The 18,013-nt window shown below is 69.9% G+C and carries 16 protein-coding genes; 3 read left to right on the top strand and 13 right to left on the bottom strand.

Features of this window, described 5'->3' with window-relative positions:
* Positions 1–58: 58 nt before the first annotated feature.
* Both AAFN86_RS24430 and AAFN86_RS24425 read right to left on the bottom strand, forming a co-directional pair.
* Positions 59–253 (bottom strand): twin transmembrane helix small protein, encoded by a 195-nt coding sequence (locus AAFN86_RS24430; RefSeq protein ID WP_347546192.1) that lies wholly within the window; start codon positions 251–253, stop codon positions 59–61.
* Between the two features lie 21 nt (positions 254–274).
* Complete coding sequence (locus tag AAFN86_RS24425) at positions 275–1,483, bottom strand: MFS transporter (protein ID WP_347546191.1); 1,209 nt, start codon at positions 1,481–1,483, stop codon at positions 275–277.
* A 132-nt stretch (positions 1,484–1,615) separates the two neighbouring features.
* Between AAFN86_RS24425 and AAFN86_RS24420 the strand changes: the two genes are divergently transcribed.
* Entirely contained in the window at positions 1,616–4,048 is a 2,433-nt protein-coding gene (locus tag AAFN86_RS24420) for a mechanosensitive ion channel domain-containing protein (protein WP_347546190.1), read from the top strand.
* Positions 4,049–4,377: 329 nt separating this feature from the next.
* On the opposite strand, the gene AAFN86_RS24415 is transcribed toward AAFN86_RS24420, so the two are convergent.
* A complete protein-coding gene (locus AAFN86_RS24415) occupies positions 4,378–4,986 on the bottom strand; it encodes a pyridoxamine 5'-phosphate oxidase family protein (RefSeq protein WP_347546189.1) in 609 nt (202 codons plus the stop codon).
* A gap of 128 nt (positions 4,987–5,114) precedes the next feature.
* Positions 5,115–5,660: a carboxymuconolactone decarboxylase family protein gene (locus AAFN86_RS24410; protein ID WP_347546188.1), complete on the bottom strand. Its 546-nt coding sequence runs from the start codon at positions 5,658–5,660 to the stop codon at positions 5,115–5,117.
* Positions 5,661–5,776: 116 nt separating this feature from the next.
* Between AAFN86_RS24410 and AAFN86_RS24405 the strand changes: the two genes are divergently transcribed.
* Complete coding sequence (locus tag AAFN86_RS24405; protein WP_347546187.1) at positions 5,777–6,703, top strand: LysR family transcriptional regulator; 927 nt, start codon at positions 5,777–5,779, stop codon at positions 6,701–6,703.
* Between the two features lie 56 nt (positions 6,704–6,759).
* Here AAFN86_RS24405 and AAFN86_RS24400 read toward each other — a convergent pair whose 3' ends face one another.
* On the bottom strand, positions 6,760–7,476 hold the full coding sequence (locus AAFN86_RS24400; protein ID WP_347546186.1) for an RNA pseudouridine synthase: 717 nt from the start codon (positions 7,474–7,476) through the stop codon (positions 6,760–6,762).
* Here AAFN86_RS24400 and AAFN86_RS24395 point away from each other — a divergent pair.
* Positions 7,475–8,383 carry a PfkB family carbohydrate kinase gene (locus AAFN86_RS24395; protein ID WP_347546185.1) on the top strand — a complete coding sequence of 303 codons (909 nt, stop codon included), beginning with the start codon at positions 7,475–7,477 and terminating at the stop codon, positions 8,381–8,383. The two genes, AAFN86_RS24400 and AAFN86_RS24395, sit on opposite strands and share 2 nt — an antisense overlap.
* A gap of 341 nt (positions 8,384–8,724) precedes the next feature.
* Here AAFN86_RS24395 and AAFN86_RS24390 read toward each other — a convergent pair whose 3' ends face one another.
* The 8 genes from AAFN86_RS24390 to AAFN86_RS24355 form a co-directional block, all read right to left on the bottom strand.
* Positions 8,725–9,180, bottom strand: a complete 456-nt coding sequence (locus AAFN86_RS24390) for a helix-turn-helix transcriptional regulator (protein WP_347546295.1) — start codon at positions 9,178–9,180, stop codon at positions 8,725–8,727.
* Positions 9,181–9,358: 178 nt separating this feature from the next.
* Positions 9,359–10,882, bottom strand: coding sequence for an apolipoprotein N-acyltransferase (lnt, locus tag AAFN86_RS24385; protein WP_347546184.1), 1,524 nt, complete (start codon positions 10,880–10,882; stop codon positions 9,359–9,361).
* A 428-nt stretch (positions 10,883–11,310) separates the two neighbouring features.
* Positions 11,311–12,207: a hemolysin family protein gene (locus AAFN86_RS24380; protein WP_347546183.1), complete on the bottom strand. Its 897-nt coding sequence runs from the start codon at positions 12,205–12,207 to the stop codon at positions 11,311–11,313.
* 157 nt (positions 12,208–12,364) lie between these two features.
* Positions 12,365–12,814 carry an rRNA maturation RNase YbeY gene (ybeY, locus tag AAFN86_RS24375; RefSeq protein WP_347546181.1) on the bottom strand — a complete coding sequence of 150 codons (450 nt, stop codon included), beginning with the start codon at positions 12,812–12,814 and terminating at the stop codon, positions 12,365–12,367.
* Between the two features lie 61 nt (positions 12,815–12,875).
* Positions 12,876–13,922 (bottom strand): PhoH family protein, encoded by a 1,047-nt coding sequence (locus tag AAFN86_RS24370; RefSeq protein ID WP_347546180.1) that lies wholly within the window; start codon positions 13,920–13,922, stop codon positions 12,876–12,878.
* Positions 13,919–15,298 (bottom strand): tRNA (N6-isopentenyl adenosine(37)-C2)-methylthiotransferase MiaB, encoded by a 1,380-nt coding sequence (gene miaB / locus AAFN86_RS24365; RefSeq protein ID WP_347546179.1) that lies wholly within the window; start codon positions 15,296–15,298, stop codon positions 13,919–13,921. The genes AAFN86_RS24370 and miaB overlap by 4 nt, the downstream gene beginning before the upstream one ends.
* Before the next feature lie 281 nt (positions 15,299–15,579).
* On the bottom strand, positions 15,580–16,407 hold the full coding sequence (locus AAFN86_RS24360) for a DUF1796 family putative cysteine peptidase (protein ID WP_347546178.1): 828 nt from the start codon (positions 16,405–16,407) through the stop codon (positions 15,580–15,582).
* Positions 16,408–16,516: 109 nt separating this feature from the next.
* Complete coding sequence (locus AAFN86_RS24355) at positions 16,517–17,437, bottom strand: lysophospholipid acyltransferase family protein (protein ID WP_347546177.1); 921 nt, start codon at positions 17,435–17,437, stop codon at positions 16,517–16,519.
* Positions 17,438–18,013 lie beyond the last annotated feature (576 nt).

Raw genomic sequence — 18,013 nt, 5'->3', positions numbered from 1 at the left:
ACCGTGCGGTTGGGCCGGAAACTACGGGGCGAGCACCGCCAGGGCAAGGTTCGGCGACTTACCGCTTCATCATCAGCAGGAGTATGGCGAACAGGACCAGGGTCAGGAACTGCAAACCGATGCGCCATCGCATCAAGCGGTTCGACCTTTGGGAATTGCCCTGCCCGCCGGCCATGCCCAGCACGCCGGCCAGCAACACGCCCAGCGTCGCCAGCATGGACAACCCGACCAGGATCGTGAGGAAGGTGATCATGGTCCCCTACCTAGACCCGTTTCAGGTCTTCGCAACAGTCCTGGCGCCATGGATCAGCGTCGCGCCGACCAGGGCGGTGGCGGCACACAGCCCGAACCCCAGCGCATAGCCGCCCGAGGCCTGCACCAGCGCCGAGAAGGCCGGCGGGCCGACCAGCATGCAGGCGCCGAAGACGAAGCCGGCCGCCGCGGTGGTCGCCCCGACCCGGCCCGGCGGGGCCAGGCGCGCCGTCTCGGCCAGGAACACCCCGTTCCAGCCGATCGCCGTCGCCCCCATGGCCATGCCCGCCAGCGTCACCACCAGCCCCGGCCAGTCCGGGCCCGACAGCAGAAGGGCGAGGCCCGAGGCGGCGGTGGCCAGCCCCAGCCCGGTCAGCACGGGCCGCGCCCCGGCCCGGTCGGCCAGCAGCCCCCAGCCGATGCGCCCGACCACCCCGGCCCCCTGGGCCAGGGCCAGGCGGAACCCGGCCTCGGTGAGCGGCACGCCCAGCGCCTCGACCTGGAACACCACGAAAAAGGAGGAAAAGCAGAATTGCGACACGCCGTAGAGCGCCGACATCAGCGTGACCCGGCGCAGCACCGGCACCTCCCGCAGGATGGCCAGGCTGCTCAAGGCGGTGGCCCAGGCGGTGCGAAGGTTGCCCAGCCGGGCGGACCGGTCGCGTTCGGCATCGAGCGGCCGGCGCAGCGGCTGCAATGCCACCGCCATGGATATCAGCAGCACCGCCACGGCCAGGATGCCGGCCCGCCAGCCGAAGGCGGCGGCGATCAGCGGCGTGACGGCGGCGATCAGCATGGACCCGGCGGGCACCCCGCATTGCTTCAGGCTGAAGATCAGCGAGCGCCGGTTGGCCGGCGCCTTCTGGGCCAGTAGGTGGCTCCCTGCCGGGGTCACCGGCCCGTGCCCCATGCCGCAGGCCAGCGCCGAGACCGCCAGCGCCGCCGGATGCGCCAGGATCGAGATCGACAGCGCCGCACCGCAGACCACGAGCCCGGCCTGGAGCACCCGAATGCCGCCGAAACGATGGATGAAGGCCCCGGTCAGCGGCCCGGACACCAGCGCCCCGCCATAGACCAGCGCGGTATGGACGCCGGCCAGTGCCGCAGGAATGCCCGCTTCCGCGGCTATCGCGGGCGCCAGGACGGGAACGGCGAGGAACACGCCCATGCCCGCGAGGTGCACGCCGAGCAAGGCGAGCATCACGGTCCAGACGGAAGGGGAATGTATCATGCTGCGCTGCAATGCTGGACCGGGGGCGGCGGCTTCGCAACCGGGCATGGCGGGTTTCGCATCGCACCGCGCCTGGGTGCGGCCAAGGTGCGATGACTTGACCGCGGGCGCCGGTATGGGGTCCCTGCCGGCATGAACGGCCTCCGGCGACATCTTCTCGCGATCCTGTGTGTCCTTGTCGTGCTGCCCGCCGGTTGGCCGGCGGCCCAGACCGTGCCGGTCGAGGAACCCGACCCGCTTCCGGCCGCCGAGGCCCCGGCCGCCCCGCGCACCCCGCGCGCGCCGCAGCGCCAGCCGACCCCGCCGCGCAACGCCGCCGCCGCGCCGGCCGCGCCCGCCCCGGTCGTGCACGCCCCGGCCGCAGCCGCCGCGCCGACCGGCAGCGAGGCCGAGCGGCTGCTCCGCCTGCTCCAGGACGATGCGCGGCGTGCCGAGCTGATCCGCACCCTGCAGGGACTGTCCGCCGCCGCCGGCGCGGCCGTCCCCGCAGCGACCGCGACGCCGCCCGCCTCCACCGCGCCCCCGACCGCCGCCGAGGCACCGCCGCCCGCCGCCCCGGCCGCCGAGGCGCTGCTCGCCCCCAATACCCTGGGCGCGCAGCTGCTGCAGGGGGCGTCGCAGCGGCTGACCGCGCTGTCGGAACAGCTGGTGGGGACGGTGCAGGCGATCGCCGACCTGCCATCCCTGTTCGCCTGGCTGTCCTCCATGGCGCGCGACCCGGTGACGCAGTTCCGGGTCATCGACGCCGCCTGGAAGCTGGTGCTGGTGCTCGGCCTCGGCCTGTTCGCGGAATGGGCAACCGCGCGTGCCCTGGCGCGGTCGCGCGACGCGCTCGATTCGCGCGCCCCGGCCGAGGGCGAGGCCTACTCCCGCCTGCGCCGCGTGCCGCTGGTGGTGGGCCGGCTCGGGCTCGACCTGCTGCCGATCGGCGCCTTCGCGATCGTCTCCTACGGGTTGATCGGCGCGGTGCAGCCACTGCCCACGACCGAACTCGTGATGCTGACGGTCAACAACGCCTACATGGCGTCGCGCGCCGTGATGGTGGCGTCGCGCATGCTGCTCTCCCCCGCCTCGCCGATGCTGCGGCTGCTGCCGGTGGCGGATGAGACCGCGGCCTACATCACTATCTGGCTGCGCCGCATCACCGTGGTGATGGTGGTCGGCTACGCGGTCGCCGAGGCCGGGTTGCAGTTCGGCCTGCCCTGGACCGCCTACGATTCGATCCTGCGGATGTGCATGCTGCTGGTGACGCTGTTCCTGGTCATCGTCATCCTGCAGAACCGCTCGGCCGTTTCGGATGTGCTGCGCGCGCCGGACCTGCCAGACGGCGTGGAGCCGGAGCCGACGCGCCGCATGCTGCGCGTGATGCGCGACCGCGCGGCGGAGATCTGGCACTTCATCGCCATCGCCTGGCTAGTCGCCGCCTGGGGCGTCTGGGCGCTCGAGGTGCAGGGCGGCTTCTGGCGGCTGATCCGCGTATCCTTGTTCACCTTGCTGGTGCTGGGCGGCGCGCGGCTGGTGGACCTGGCGATGCGTCGCGCCATCCAGCGCGCCTTCCGCATCACGCCTGATCTCGCCAGGCGCTACCAGGGGCTGGAAGCGCGGGCGAACCGCTATCTGCCGGTGCTCAAGGGCGTCTTCTCCTTTTTCATCGGTGGCATCGCGTTGCTCCTGCTGCTCGAGGTCTGGGGTCTCGAGGCGTTCTCCTGGTTCGGCCAGGGCAAGCTCGGCAGCCGGCTGGTCGGCTCGCTCGCCTCGATGGGCTTCACCATCCTGGTCGCCATGGCGGCGTGGGAGGCCGCGAACGCCGCGATCGAGCGTCACCTGACGCAGCTGTCGCGCGATGCCAAGGCGGCCCGCAGCGCGCGGGTGCGCACGTTGCTGCCGATGCTGCGCACGGCGCTGATGATCACCATCCTGGTCGTCGTCGCCTTCATCTTCCTCACCGAGATCGGCGTGAACGTCGCGCCGCTGATCGCCGGTGCCGGTGTCGTCGGCATCGCCATTGGCTTCGGGTCGCAGACGCTGGTGCGCGATGTCATCACCGGTGTCTTCCTGCTGTTCGAGGATGCGGTGGCGGTCGGCGACGTGGTGCAGGTCGGCGGTCTGTCCGGCGTCGTCGAGCAACTGTCGATCCGGTCGATTAAGCTGCGCGCTCAGGATGGCAGCCTGCACATCATCCCGTTCAGCGCCGTGACGACCGTGACCAACATGACGCGCGACTTCGCCTTCGCCGTGCTCGACGTGTCGATCGGCTATGGCGAGGACACGGACCGCATCGCCGAGGTGCTGCGCGGCGTCGCCGCCGAGATCCGGGAGGATGTGAAGTGGCGCCCGGTGATCCGCGACGACCTCGACATCCTCGGCGTCGAACGGCTGGGCGATGCCGCCGTGGTGATGCGCATCCGGCTCAAGACCGACCCGTCCCAGCGCTGGGCGGTGGCGCGCGAGCTGAACCGGCGCATCAAGCGGCGCTTCGACGAGCTGGGCATCGTGATCCCGAACCCGCAGCAGCAGCGGCTGGTGCTGGAACGGGCGGATGAACCACGCGCGGTGGCGGAGTGAGATTCGGAGAGGGGCAACGCCCCATATTCAGAAAGTTGGAGGGGCGCTGCCCCTCCAAACCACCCCGCCAGGAGCCAACGGGCTCCTGGACCGCGGGAATTGGGCGCTGCGCACAGCGGACAGCGCGACGATGAATCGGTGCCATGAATAGCACCATGGCCCTCGCATCGAGCTGCGGCACTCAGCGCCAAAACTGAGGTTTCCAAAGGCCTTAAGCCTTTGGTGGGGTGAGGTCCGGAGAGGGACAAAGCCCCTCTCCGAGGTGCCACGCCGCCTCAACGTCGCGCCACCCTATCCGCGCCGATGGGACGGCGTCGCTCTCCGCCGCGTCACCCGCCGCGCAGCCGCGCAACCTCCACCTCCAGCGCGGCGATGCGTTCATCGCGGTCGGTGATCGCGCGCAGCACCTCCTCCGCCTCGAAGCGCTGGGGGATGTGCTGGTGGCAATTCGCGTCCCAGGCGGCCACACGGATGACGATGGCCTGTTCGGCGCGCCCTTCGCTGCCCTCGGGCGTCAGCATCTGCAGCAGGGCGGGGTCGTCGGCCACCACCCGCGCCGTGCCCCAGATCTTCACCCGCCGCCGCTGCGCGTAGTCCATCAGGAACAGCTGCACGCGCGGGTTCTCCGACAGGTTGCCGAGGCTGACGTACTGCCGGTTTCCCGCCAGATCCGCGAAGGCGAGGGTCTCCGCATCCAGCACCTTCAGGAAGCCCGGCGGCCCGCCGCGATGCTGGATATAGGGTTGGCCGTCAGCGCTGGCCGTCGCCAGGTAGAAGCTGCGCTGGGCTGCGATGAAGCCGGCGATGTCGGGGGTGAGCTCGGACTTCCACCCGCCGCGGCGCTCCATGCGGGCATAGCCCTCACGCGATCCGCGCGCGGTCTGGATGGCCTTCACGGCCGGGGAGAAGGCGACGTCACTGGAAGGGGCGTTGTCCATGATCGGTCTCCGGGACGGCGTCGATGCGCCGTCCAAGCCTGTGCAGTGTCGCGCCAGGTCGACGGACCTGGCGATAGGGAAGGCGCCCGGCTGGCCCCGGCGGCGGGCCGGGCGCCAGCCGCCGCCGGTCACGCGGCGCGCGCGACGGTCGGGAAGTCCACCTCGGTGCCGGCCACCTCGTTGACGTAGTTGGTCAGCGTGTTGAGCGCGACATGGACGGTGATCTCGAGGATCTCCGCATCGGTCCAGCCGGCGGCGCGCACGGCGGCCAGCGCATCGTCGCCGACATGGCCGCGCGCCTCGGTCACCGCCACGGCGAAGCGAACGGCGGCAGCCGCCTTGGCGTCGTTGGAACCGCCGGCGCGGTTGGCCGCGATTTCGGAGGCGTCGAGCTTGGCCAGGTTGGTGCCGATGAAGGTGTGCGCGGCCAGGCAATAGCCGCAGCCATTCACCTCGGCCACGGCCAGCGCGATGCGCTCACGCGTGCGGGCATCGAGCGCGCCCTTCGCCAGCGCGCCGTTGAGGCCGAGATAGCCGCCCAGCGCGGCGGGGCTGTTGGCCAGCACGCGGAACAGGTTCGGCACCGAGCCGAGCTGCGCCTTCACGCCGTTCAGCAGCGGGCGGGCGGCTTCCGGGGCGGCTTCGACGGTGGCGGGGGTGGGGATGCGGGACATGGGGTGGTCTCCGGTTGCGGGGGCGGGTGATCCGTCCCTGTGGCCGAAAGATGCATCGCGGCATCTTTTGGGATAATCAGGCATCGCAGCACTGGATCACTGCAAGGATTGCAATAATGACCGATCGCTTCGACGCCATGGCCGCCTTCGTCGCCGTGGCCGATGCCGAAGGGTTCGCGCCTGCCGCCCGGCGGCTGGGCCTGTCGCCTTCGGCCGTTACCCGCCTGGTGGCGGGGCTTGAGGACCGGCTCGGCCTGCGCCTGCTGCAACGGACCACGCGGCGCGTGGCGCTGACCGATGCGGGCGGGCGCTTCCTGCTGCGCGCCCGGCGCATCCTTTCCGACCTGCGGGAGGCCGAGGACAGCGCGGCGGCCGAACGCGCCGCGCCCGCCGGCCATCTGGTGGTGGCCGCGCCAGTGATGTTCGGCCGCCTGCATGTCGGGCCGCTGGTCTGCGAATTCCTCTCCCGGCACCTGGAGGTGACCGGGGAACTCACCTTGTCCGACCGCTACATCGACCTGTTGGAGGACGGCATCGACGTCGCGCTGCGCATCGGCACGCTACAGGACAGCACGCTGGTGGCGCGGCGCGTGGGGGAGACGCGGCGCGTCTGGGTGGCGGCACCGGACTACCTGGCCAAGGCCGGCATGCCGAGCGGGCCGGACGATCTCGCACGTCATCGCATCATCCATTGCACCGCTCTGGGCGTCGAACGCGCCTGGCGATTCCATCGCGGGGAGGCGGTGGAGACGGTGGCGATCACTCCGCGCTACGTCACCAACAGCGTCGATGCCGCGCTGTGGCATGCCGCCCAGGGTGGTGGCGTGGCGACCGCGCTGTCCTACCAGGTGCAGGACGCGGTGCGCGCTGGGCGGCTGGTGCCGGTCCTGGAAGCCTTCGAGCCGCCGCCGCTGCCGATCCAGTTCGTCTATCCGTCGGCGCGGCTGCTGTCGGCCAAGGTGCGCGCGCTGGTGGAACTGGCGCGCAGCACGCGGGATTGGCGGTTCACGGCGCTGGACGGCGTGACGCGGCGCGGGACCTGATGACCCCGGCCGGCCACGTCGTGGCAGCGCGGGACGCGGTCACCCGGCCCGCCGCGTTACGGTCGCGCCGCATCCCAGCCGCAGGCGCCGAACGCAGCAGCCATGGCCTGTGGCACCGGCGCGACCGCCGCGACGGGTGGGTCGAGCGGCAGGGCGATCGCCCGTGCCAGCAGGTGAAGCCCGCCCGGCGCCGCCTGCCCATAGAAGGGGTCGCCCAGGATCGGCCAGCCCTGTGCCGCGCAATGCACGCGCAGCTGGTGGGTGCGTCCCGTCTCCGGCCGCAATTCGACCCAGGCCATGCCGGCGGCGCGACCCAGCACGCGCCACCGCGTGACGGCGGGCTGCCCGCCGGGATGCACCTCCATCCGCCAGCCCCGCGCCGCGCTGCTCACCTTGCGCAGAGGCGCGTCGATCATCCCTTCATCCGCGTCCGGCACGCCGCGCAGCACGGCCCAATAGGTTTTGTCGGCCTGGCCTGCTGCGAAGATGCGCCCCAGGGCCGCCAGCGCCGGCTTGGTCCGCCCCAGCACCAGGCAGCCCGCCGTATCGGTGTCCAGCCGATGCGCCGGCTGCGGCAGGTGCCGCTTGCCCATCTGCAGGGCCGGCAGCCAATCCTCGATCGACGCGCCGCCGCGCGGGCCGCGATGCACGGCCAGCCCCGCCGGCTTGTCGAGCACCAGCACATCGTCGCGCAGCAGCAGGATGCGCGCGGCGATCGCCGGCGGCGGTGCTTGGCGCGGGGCGGCCGGGCGTGGGAGCCTGCCGCGCATCATGTCTGCATCACCTGCCACCGCCCCTCTCGTCATCTGCCTCGGCAACGTCGTGGCGGACCACACCTTCCGGGTCGAGGACATACCCCAGCCGCCGGCGAAGATCGCGGCGCGGTCCTACAGCATCGGCCCCGGCGGCATGGCCGCCAATGCAGCGATCGCGGCGGCCCGCCTGGGCGGCCGCGCCGCCTTCTGGGGCCGGGTGGGCGATGACCTGAACGGCGAACCCCTGGCCGCCGCGCTCGCCGCCGAGGGCGTGGACGTGGCCGGCCTGCGACGCTTGCCGGGCGGGCGCACGCCGGTCGGCGCCGTGCTGGTGGACCCGAGGGGGGAGCGGACCATCATCTCCTTCCGCGGCGCGGGGCTTGGCACCGACCCGTCCTGGCTGCCGCTCGACCGGCTACGGGAGGCCGGGGCGCTCTGCTGCGACCCGCGCTGGCAGGAAGGGGTGGCCACCGCCGCCGCCGCCGCGCGCGCGGCGGGCGTGCCGGTTGTGCTGGACGGGGAGCGCAGCGAGACGCGCATCCTGATCGACCTGGTGCCGCGCGTGGATCACGCGATCTTCTCCGTCACCGGCCTGGCCAATTTCGCGCCGGGCTGTTCGCCGGAGGAAGGATTGCGCCGGGCGCTGGCCTGCGGCCCGTTGAAGGTCGCGGCGGTGACGCAGGGGGAAAAGGGCGTGGTCTGGATGGTGCCCGGCGCGGCAAGGGCCGAGCGCACGCCGGCCTTTGCCGTGGAGGCGACCAATACCACGGGCGCGGGGGACGTCTTCCACGGCGCCTATGCGCTGGCCATGGCCGAGGGGATGCCGGTAGCGGCGGCGATGCGCTTCGCCTCGGCGGCCGGGGCACTGCGGGCGCGCGACGGCGCGACGCCGGATCGGCGCATGGTGGATGCCTTGGTGGCGTAACGGGCAAGGGGCGGGATGACAGGCGTCGCGACGGCGCTGTCCTGCCAGGCCACGCCGCCATGGGTTTCCCCTGGGCATTGTCCTGCAGCGGACCGGTTGTCCCACAGTGGCGGGCAGGCGGCTGGACCGCCGTCGCCTTGACGTCTTGTGACCCGGTTTGGCCGTCGTCGTGCGGCGTCGATATGCCCGCCAGCCAACATCACGCGGGCCGCCCCGGCGACCGCGTCCGGATCACCCCGGACGGCGGTGCGACACGGCGCATCCTGACCGGGCTCGGGTTGTTGGCGCGCAAGGAGGCCGGCGAAAGGCGAAGTGCCCTTCGCCCATGGTGACCGGCCGATCTAATCGGTCGGTGACAGCGTCTTGATCAGGTCGAAGACGCGCTTGCGCACCGAGGCATCGGTGATGCGGTAATAGGCGCGCACCAGTTCCAACGTCTCGCGACGGTGCAGGGTATCGTCCTCGAAGCCTTCCTGGCCCTCGGCGAAGCCGAAGGCGGCGCCGCGCGAACGGGTGGCGGCATTGCCGCCGAGTTCGGGCGACATGTCGTCGAAGAAGAAGCCGATCGGCACGTCCAGCACGCGCGCCAGGTCGAACAGCCGGCTGGCGCCGATGCGGTTTACGCCGCGCTCATACTTCTGGATCTGCTGGAAGGTCAGGCCGAGCGCCTCGCCGAGCTTTTCCTGGCTCATTCCAAGGAGTGTGCGGCGCAACCGCACACGCGTGCCGACATGGACGTCGATCGGGCTCGCGCGATGCTCGCGTTCTACCCGTTCTACCGTCTCATTGTTCGACATCCGCACCTCCGCCGCTGCGCCAGCCATTCGATATCTCCCGCCGCGATTGCGACGATTGCAGCCTCGCCCCGTCGCAGCAGTAGGCCGGCATTCACTTTTCGTCAACTCTTTTTCTTATTCTCAATAATTGAGACGAAAAAAACGGCCGCAACCCATGCGATGTGAACGCATGGCTGACCTATGTCCGGCCTTTCCACCACCCCGACGCGAACATGCCGGCCGCGAGAATCGCCGGAATCAGCAAACCGAAACGCGCAAAGGGCGTCGGTTCCCGTGGCGCGGGCAATGGCGCCAACAACACCCCCGTCTCCCCCAACCCGGTGCGGGCGACCTCCCGGCCTCGCGCATCGAACACGGCGGACACGCCTGTCTGCGCCGCCCGCGCGAGTGGCAGCCCTTCCTCCACAGTCCGCAGCCGCGCAGCGGCCAAGTGCTGCCAAGGCCCGGCCGAAATCCCGAACCAGGCGTCGTTGGTCACATTGACCAGCCAGTCCGGTCGGTCAGCAGGCACAACCTGTGCGGGAAAAATGACCTCGTAACATATTAACGAGCCGAAAGGCGGCACCCGATCTACGCGTATCGGTTGCAGAGACTCGCCCGGTGTGAAATCCATACCCCCCTGAACCAGCCGGATCGGTAACAATCCCGATAGCGGCATGTACTCCCCGAACGGCACAAGATGGTTCTTGTCGGCCACGCCGCGCACCTGCCCGGCCGGGTCGACCACGACCAGGCTGTTGAAGACCCGCCGCAACCGCCGGTCGGGACCATATTCGGCCCGCACCGTCCCGGTCAGCAGGATGGCACGCTGCGGCAGAGCGCCCGCTATGACCTGGCGCACATCGGGATCATCGGCGACCAGGAAAGGCACCGCGGTCTCCGGCCAGATCACCACCAGCGTCTGGTCCTCGGGCAAGTCGCGCAGGGCTGCCAGCGCTGCCTCGCGCGTGCCTTCGACGTAGCGGCGCAGGATCGGCACCCGCTGGTCCTCCCGCCACTTTACCTCCTGCGCGACATTGCCCTGGACGATCAGCAGGCCAACCGGGCGCGGCGGCGGTTCCGCCGGCCACAGCCGCACGGCACCGAACAGGGCAAAGCCGGCCAGCCCCGCCACGCCCCCCAGCATCGCCCGCCGTCCCAGCAAGGGCGTCGCCGCGATCAACACCGTCGCAAGCGACAGCCCGTGCACGCCCACCCAGGCCGCCGCCTGTACCGGCAGCGCGCCGAAGGCCCAGACGGTACCCAGCAGGTTCCAGGGGAAACCGGTGAAGGCCCAGCCGCGCAGCAGTTCGAACAGCACCCAGGCGCCGGCAAACACCAGGACCCGTGGCCAGCCGGGCCGTGTGCGCCAGGCGAGCACCGCTGGCACGGCGATGAACACCGCCAAAGGCAAGGCCAGCGCCGGCACCGCAATCGGCACCAGCCACCAGAATTGCGCGACATCCGTCAGGATCGCGTGGGTGATCCAGTACAGCCCCGCGGCGAAGAAACCCCAACCCCAGGCGAAGCCGACCCAGAAGGCGCGCTTCCCGTTTTCCGCCGCGCCCAGCAGGGCGAGCAGGCCGGGGATCGCCACCAGCAACGCCGGCACCGCATGGATCGGCGGCAGGGCGAGTGCCGCCAAGGCCCCCAGCCCCACCGCAGTGACCCACAACCGCCAGCCCCGCCGCGACGCGAGATGACCCAGGAAACGATCCCACATGCGCAAGCGGTCCTAGAGCGTGATGTCCGCAGGTGCGAATGCACCGGAGGTCTGAATCACGCGTTCAAACAATAGGTTGGAGCGTGATGGGTGAACGAATGTGCACCAATCATGCTCTGGTCGGGGAGGGGTGGCGACGAAGCGGAGTGCGCGTTGCCCCGGCGAAAGGGACGCTGCCTCGGACGCGCGAGGATTGGAGGGGCGCTGCCCCTCCAAGCCACCCCGCCAGGGACCAGCGGGTCCCTGGACCGCGGGATTTCGGGCGATGGGCTCGGGCCGTGGCGCGCGGCACCGGTCGGGGGTGTCCAGAGGCCCTTGGGCCTTTGGTGGGGTGAGGTCCGGAGAGGGGCAAAGTCCCTCTCTGGCCCGTCCCGTTCGGGCAGCACCCCGCCGCGGCCAAACCGTCCCGTCATTCGGCCGCCCACGACCTACTCGGCAGCCGCGCGCTGCTGGGGTTCGGTGCCCGGCCGGCGCACGCGCAGGCGCCGGATGCGCCGCGGGTCGGCGTCGAGGATGCGGAATTCCAGCCCCGAGGGGTGCGAGATCAGTTCCCCCTTGGCTGGCACGCGCCCCGCCAGGGTGAGAACCAGCCCGCCCACCGTATCGATGTCGGCGGCGCGTTCCTCATCGGTCAGCACCTGGCCGAGCTTCGCCTCGAAGGTCTCGACCGGGGTGCGGGCATCGAGTTCGATCGTCCCATCCGGCCGTTCCGTCATGTGCGGGGCGGCGTCCTCGTCATGCTCGTCGGAGATGTCGCCGACGATGGTCTCGACGAGATCCTCGATGGTGATGAGGCCGTCGATGCCGCCGTATTCGTCGACCACCAGTGCCATGTGGATGCGCGACTGGCGCATCTGCAGCAGCAGGTCCAGCACCGGGATCGAGGGGACGACGAACAGCGGCTTGCGCATGATCGCCTTTATGTCGAACGGCGCGTCCTTGCCGACGGCGGCGAAGACATCCTTGATGTGGATCATGCCGGCGATGTCGTCGAGGCTCTCGCGGTAGATCGGATAGCGGCTGTGGCCATCCTTCTGGATCATCGCGATCGCCTGCTCGAGCGTCAGATCCTCGGGCATCGCCATGATGTCGGCGCGCGGCACCATCACGTCATAGGCGGTGGTGCCCTGCAGGCGCAGCACGTTGGACAGCAGCGCGCGTTCGTGGGTGTCGAGGTCGCTTTCGTCCGGTTCGTCGGCGGCGTGCTTCTCCTCGCCGCGTTCGATCAGTTCGCCGACGCGGTCGCGGACGGATTCCGCCTCCTTGCGGCGGAGCAGGCCCTGCAGCTTCCAGAACAGCCCCGGCTTGTTGGAGAGGTCGCTCACGTTCTTTGACCCTCAGACGCCGGGCGCCGCGCATCCGCGCGGCTTGGCTTCGCGCCATGTGCTGTTGCGCTGGCGGCGGCTGGTGGTCTGGGCGCGGTCGCGCTGTGCGCTCGCGGATCGTGCAAGGCACGATCCGAAGCGGGTGCGTTCGGGGGCATCACGTGATGCCTCGCCACGGGTTGGGCAGGCCGAGGCGGCGCATCACGCGCGCTTCGGCGCGTTCCATGCGGCGGGCCTCGCCGGCTTCCAGGTGGTCGTGGCCGGCCAGGTGCAGCGCGCCATGGGCGACCAGATGGGCCAGGTGTGCACTGGTTTTGCGCCCGGCCTCGCGCGCTTCACGCCGCACCACGCCGAGCGCGAGCGCGACATCACCCAACTGACCGGGCATGCAAGCGGGAAACGACAGCACATTGGTCGGCTTGACCTTGGCGCGATGGAGGCTGTTCAGGCGCTTGACCGCGGTATCGTCGGTCAGCAGCACCGTGACGGCGCCGCTCGCCCCCGCTTCGCGCAGGGCAACCTCCGCAGCGCGGCGCGCAAGCGCTTCCGGCCGCTTGACGGCGGCGCGCCAGCCTGGCGCCGCCAGGACCACGGAGATGTCGAGCATCTCCGATGATCCGTTCCGAAGCCCAGCCTGATCGCCCGAATTGCGACCGCGGCCGGGACGGCTACTTCCCGGTTCCATACCTCTCCTTCTTCGCCCGGGACTGCTCGTCCATCCGCCCATAGGCGGCGACGATCCGGGCCACCAGCGGATGCCTTACCACATCCCGCTCGGCAAATCTCGCCACGCCGATGCCCTCGACGCCTTCAAGAATCCGCAAGGCCTCGGCAAGGCCCGAGGGCTGGCCGTTCGGCAGGTCCACCTGGGTCGGGTCGCCGGTGATGACCATGCGCGATCCCTCACCCATCCGGGTGAGGAACATCTTGATCTGCGCCGGCGTGGTGTTCTGCGCTTCATCGAGGATGCAGTAGGCATGCGCCAGCGTGCGGCCGCGCATAAAGGCGAGCGGCGCGATCTCGATCTCCCCGGCGGCGATGCGCCGCGCCACCTGCTCGCCGGGCAGCATGTCGTGCAGCGCGTCGTAGAGAGGGCGGAGATAGGGATCGACCTTCTCCTTCATGTCGCCGGGCAGGAAGCCGAGACGCTCGCCGGCCTCGACTGCGGGACGCGACAGCACGATGCGGTCGACCTGGCCGGATTGCAGCAAGGCCACGCCCTGCGCCACCGCCAGATAGGTCTTGCCGGTGCCCGCGGGCCCGACGCCGAACACCATTTCGCGCTTGGCCAGCATCTCGATATAGGCGGCCTGGGCGGGGGAACGCGGGGCGATCGCGCCCTTGCGGGTGCGGATCGCCGGCAGGTCGCGCAACGGCAGGCGGGGCTCACCGTCAGCGCTGCCCTCGGCCAGCCTCAGCGCCGCCTCCACTTCGCCAGTTCCCACATGCTGCCCCTGCTCCAATCGTTTCCACAGCGCGAGTAGCGCCGCCTCCGCCATTTCCGTCCTGTCCGACCCGCCGGAGATGGCGATGCGGTTGCCGCGGGAGGCGACGCGGACGCCGAGCACCTGCTCGATCCGCGCCAGGTGCCGGTCATGCTCCCCATGCAGGAGCGGCAGCAGGACGTTGTCGTCGAATTGCAGCGTGACGGAGCGTTGCTCGATCGGGCTGCGGGGGTCCGTGGCGCGGAGGGCGAGGCTGGGTGATGCGGTCAAGCGGCTGGTCTCTCCCTGGGTTCGGCATGGTGGGACGCGGGAAGCGCCCCGGTGAGGGAATTGGGGTGCCCGGCGAGGATTCGCACCGGCACGACTTGCCCGGCGAGGCTCGCAGGCCCGTCGAAATGCACCGGATTGAGCCACGGCGTGCGGCCGGCCATCTGGCCGGGATGGCGGCCGGGGCCGGTGACCAGCACCTCGGCGAGCAGGCCGGCGCGGGAGCGGTTGAACTCGGCTTGCTGATTGCGCAGCAGGGCCTGGATTTCGGCCAGCCGCGCGTCCTTCACATCCTCGGCCACCTGCCCGGCCATGGTCGAGGCCGGCGTGCCGGGGCGCGCCGAATACTTGAAGGAGAAGGCCTGGGCGAAGCCGGTATCGCGGATCAGCGCAAGGGTAGCGGCGTGGTCGGCATCGGTTTCCCCGGGATGGCCGGCGATGATGTCGGTGGACAGCGCGAGGTCCGGCCGTGCGGCGCGAAGGCGATCCACCAGCCGGCGGTAGTCATCCGCCGTATGGCCGCGATTCATCATCTTCAGGATGCGGTCCGACCCCGACTGCACCGGCAGATGCAGGAACGGCATGATCGCCGGCGTGTCGCCATGCGCGGCGATCAGGTCGTCATCCATGTCGCGCGGATGCGACGTGGTGTAGCGCAGGCGGGCGAGGCCCTCGATCCCGGCCAGTGCGCGCAACAGGCGCCCGAGCGTCCAGGCGCGGCCATCCGGACCTTCGCCATGCCAGGCATTCACGTTCTGGCCGAGCAGCGTGATCTCCCGAGCGCCCAGCGACACCAGACGCTTGGCCTCGGCGATCACCGCTTCGGCGGGGCGGGAATATTCCGACCCGCGCGTGTAGGGCACGACGCAGAAGGAACAGAATTTGTCGCAGCCTTCCTGCACGGTCAGGAATGCGGTGGCGCCCTGCGGAGCGGTCGTTTCCGGCAGGTGGTCGAACTTGTCCTCGGGCGGGAATTCCGTCTCGATCACGGCGCCGGCGGCGCGCGAGGCACGGGCGACCATCTCCGGCAGGCGATGGTAGGATTGCGGACCGAGCACGATGTCCACCCAAGGGGCGCGGGTGGTGATCTCCTTGCCCTCGGCCTGGGCGACGCAGCCGGCCACCGCGATGACCATGTCGCCGCCGCGGGCCTGCTTGGCGTCGCGCAGCCGGCCGAGGTCGGAGAACACCTTCTCCGTCGCCTTTTCCCGGATGTGGCAGGTGTTGAGGATGACCATGTCGGCCTCCTCCGCCACCTCGGTCGGCGCGTAGCCAAGCGGCGCCAGCACATCCGCCATGCGGGCGCTGTCATAGACGTTCATCTGGCAGCCCCAGGTGCGGATCAGAAGGCGCTTCCGTGGGGTGGTGCTGTCGGTCATTCAGGTCAGGCTCCGCCGGCCTCGCCGCGCGGGTCGCGGCGAAGGCTGGCGGGGGAGATGCGCACCACGGCGGCGCGGGTCAAGCGACCAGGAGCCCGAAGCGGATCGTCATGCCATCCAGCCTGAACGGCCGTTGCGCGTCGGGTCAAGGATTCCCGCGTGACGATTGGAGTGGTGGGATGGCCGGTACGTCCCCGAGCCACCGATGCGCGCTGACCGATGGCCGAACCTCGCCTTGCGGTGGCGCTGGCACCGTGCCGGCCGGGGGGGACGGGCTGCCATCACGCGATCAGCGCCGGGGCCGGCTGTGCGTAGGCCGCGATGTCATCGATCATCGACCGGATCAGGTCGTCGTCGCAACGTACCCAGAATATGGCCGGGTTGTTCCCCGACCAGATCGCGTGAGTGTGGAACACATATTCAAGAATGCCATCGTCTGGAATTTTGATTTCCAACCGATTTTCGTCGTTCTTTGGAATGATATTCTGATAGAATATTGCAACGATTGCCGATGCGGTATCGGATTGATAGAATTCACGAAATTCCCTGATCTTGCACCGCAGTCTGGAAATATCCGAATTGTCGGATATGCGATGGTGATACAGGAATACGATGTTGTCCCTGCCGCGAGCGGCCAGCAATCTTTGTATGCGTCGCTCAATTGCCTCGCGGTGCGGTTTGCGGCTCAGTGGGTCATGGTGCGTGAATTCGAATCCATTCGATACTGTTTCTTCGAAAATATCGTCATAATGTACGATGGTTTTGGATCGAACAACCTTCGCATTCAGATAATTCATGTGCATCAGATTCGGGGCGTCGAGCAGTCCGGCGTTATCGCGTTTCTCGAGTTCAATCGCATGGTCTATATTGGACCGCCCGGAAATATAGGGAGAGGAAAACGCCTTCTTCCCATGCCGTGACAGTATATCGTCAGGCAGGCAGTTTTCTCCGAGTGACAACCACAGAGGCGATATGATGTTCGGCGCGTCCGCCCCGGGCATGGCTCGATTCGTCTCCCGGCAAAAGGCAGCCGCGAAGCAGTTCGCAACAATTTCGCATCCAAACCATAGGCAAGCCATCGGCAGGCGATCAAGAGTGGCGCCGAACATGGCTCATGCGCGGTGGGCTGTCCTGGTCGACGGCGCGGCCATGGGCCGATCTCAGCGCCGGGCGTGGCCCGCGGGCAGGCCGCCATGGCCAATCCGCCGGCCGGCGGCGCTACCCCTGGGTCCGCAGTTTCATCGGGGCCGCCGGGCGGTTCTGCCGCAGCAGCGCGGCGCCGTCCGCCACCACCTCGCTGGCCGCCGCCGTCAGGGCCTTGCGGTCGGTATAGGCGGCCGGGTCGGCCGGATCATGCAGCAGCACCGTCGCGCGGGCGCCGGACCGGCGCGCGATGCGCCAGAAATGCGTCGCAAGGTCCATGTCCCCGTACCAGGCGAAATAGGGCCGGTCGCGCCGGCAGGCCGGCAGCCCGCCAAGCCGATCATAGACCAGCGACACCGGCTGGACCTGCTTCGCGTCCTGCGCCACCGACAGGAAGGAGGAGCGGAACGGCAGTACCCGCGTGCCGTCGTTGGACGTCCCTTCGGGGAACAGGATGACGCTGTCCCCCGCGGCCAGGCGCTGCTGGATCTCGCGCGCTTCCTTGCCCGTCCCGTTGCGGGTGCGGCTGACAAAGATGGTGCCGCCGAGCCGGGCGATGGTGCCGGCGATGGGCCATCGCCCCACCTCGGCCTTGGAGACGAAGGCGGCCTGCAGCACCGAACCGAGCACCAGGATATCGAGCCAGGAGGAATGGTTCGACACGTACAGAACCGAGGTCGAGGCGGTGGGCTGACCGACCACCTGCACCTTCAGCCCGATCACCCGGCACAGTACGGCATGGTAATTGCGCGCGAAGGACGTCGCGGCACGCGGCGACACGCGGATCAGCACCATCTGGATCGGCACCGCGATCATCGTCCAGATCAGCGCGGTGGTGATCCGCCGCACCGCGCGGAAGCGACCACCGAGCGGGCGCGGTTCCATCACGTCGCCCCAGGCCGCGCCGGGGATCCATGGCTGGAAGTTCAACGGGGACCGCCGCATCAGCCGGCGGGGCTTGAGGGCTTCTTCCGGGGCGCGGGCGACAGCTTCCATGGGCTGTCGAGGTAGCGCGCCCATGATGGCGGGGCAATGAAGCCTTGGCGGCAAAGACGTGAATCATCGTTCCGGCGGAGTTTGAGTCTTTTAAGTCCCTCAGGCGGCGGGCGCCGCGCATCCGCGCGGCTTGCCTTCGCGCCCTGCGCTCGCGCATTGGGGGCGACGGGTGGGTTGGGCGCGGTCGCGCTGCGCGCTCGCGGCCCGAGGCCAGGCCTCGGGCCGAATGGCGACGCATGAGTCTTTGTCTGTTCGTCAGGCGGCGGGCGCCGCATCCGCGCGGCTTGCCTTCGCGCCATGCGCTCGTGTGTTGGGGGCGACGGGCGGGTTGGGCGCGGTCGCGCTGTGCGCTGTGCGCTGTGCGCTCGTGGCCCGAGGCCGGGCCTCGGGCCGAATGGCGGCGTGTGAGTCGTTGTGTGTTCGTCAGGCGGCGGGCGCCGCGCATCCGCGCGGCTTGCCTTCGCGCCCTGAGCTCGTGTGTTGGGGGCGACGGGCGGGTTGGCCGCGGTCGCGCCGTGCGCTCGCGGCCCGAGGCAGGGCCCTGGGCCGAAGGACGGCGTTTCCCGGCCGGTGCAT

Source organism: Roseomonas sp. CAU 1739, from assembly GCF_039839775.1.
In the GTDB taxonomy this organism is placed as follows: Bacteria; Pseudomonadota; Alphaproteobacteria; order Acetobacterales; family Acetobacteraceae; genus Neoroseomonas.
This window is presented reverse-complemented; position numbering and strand designations above follow the sequence as displayed.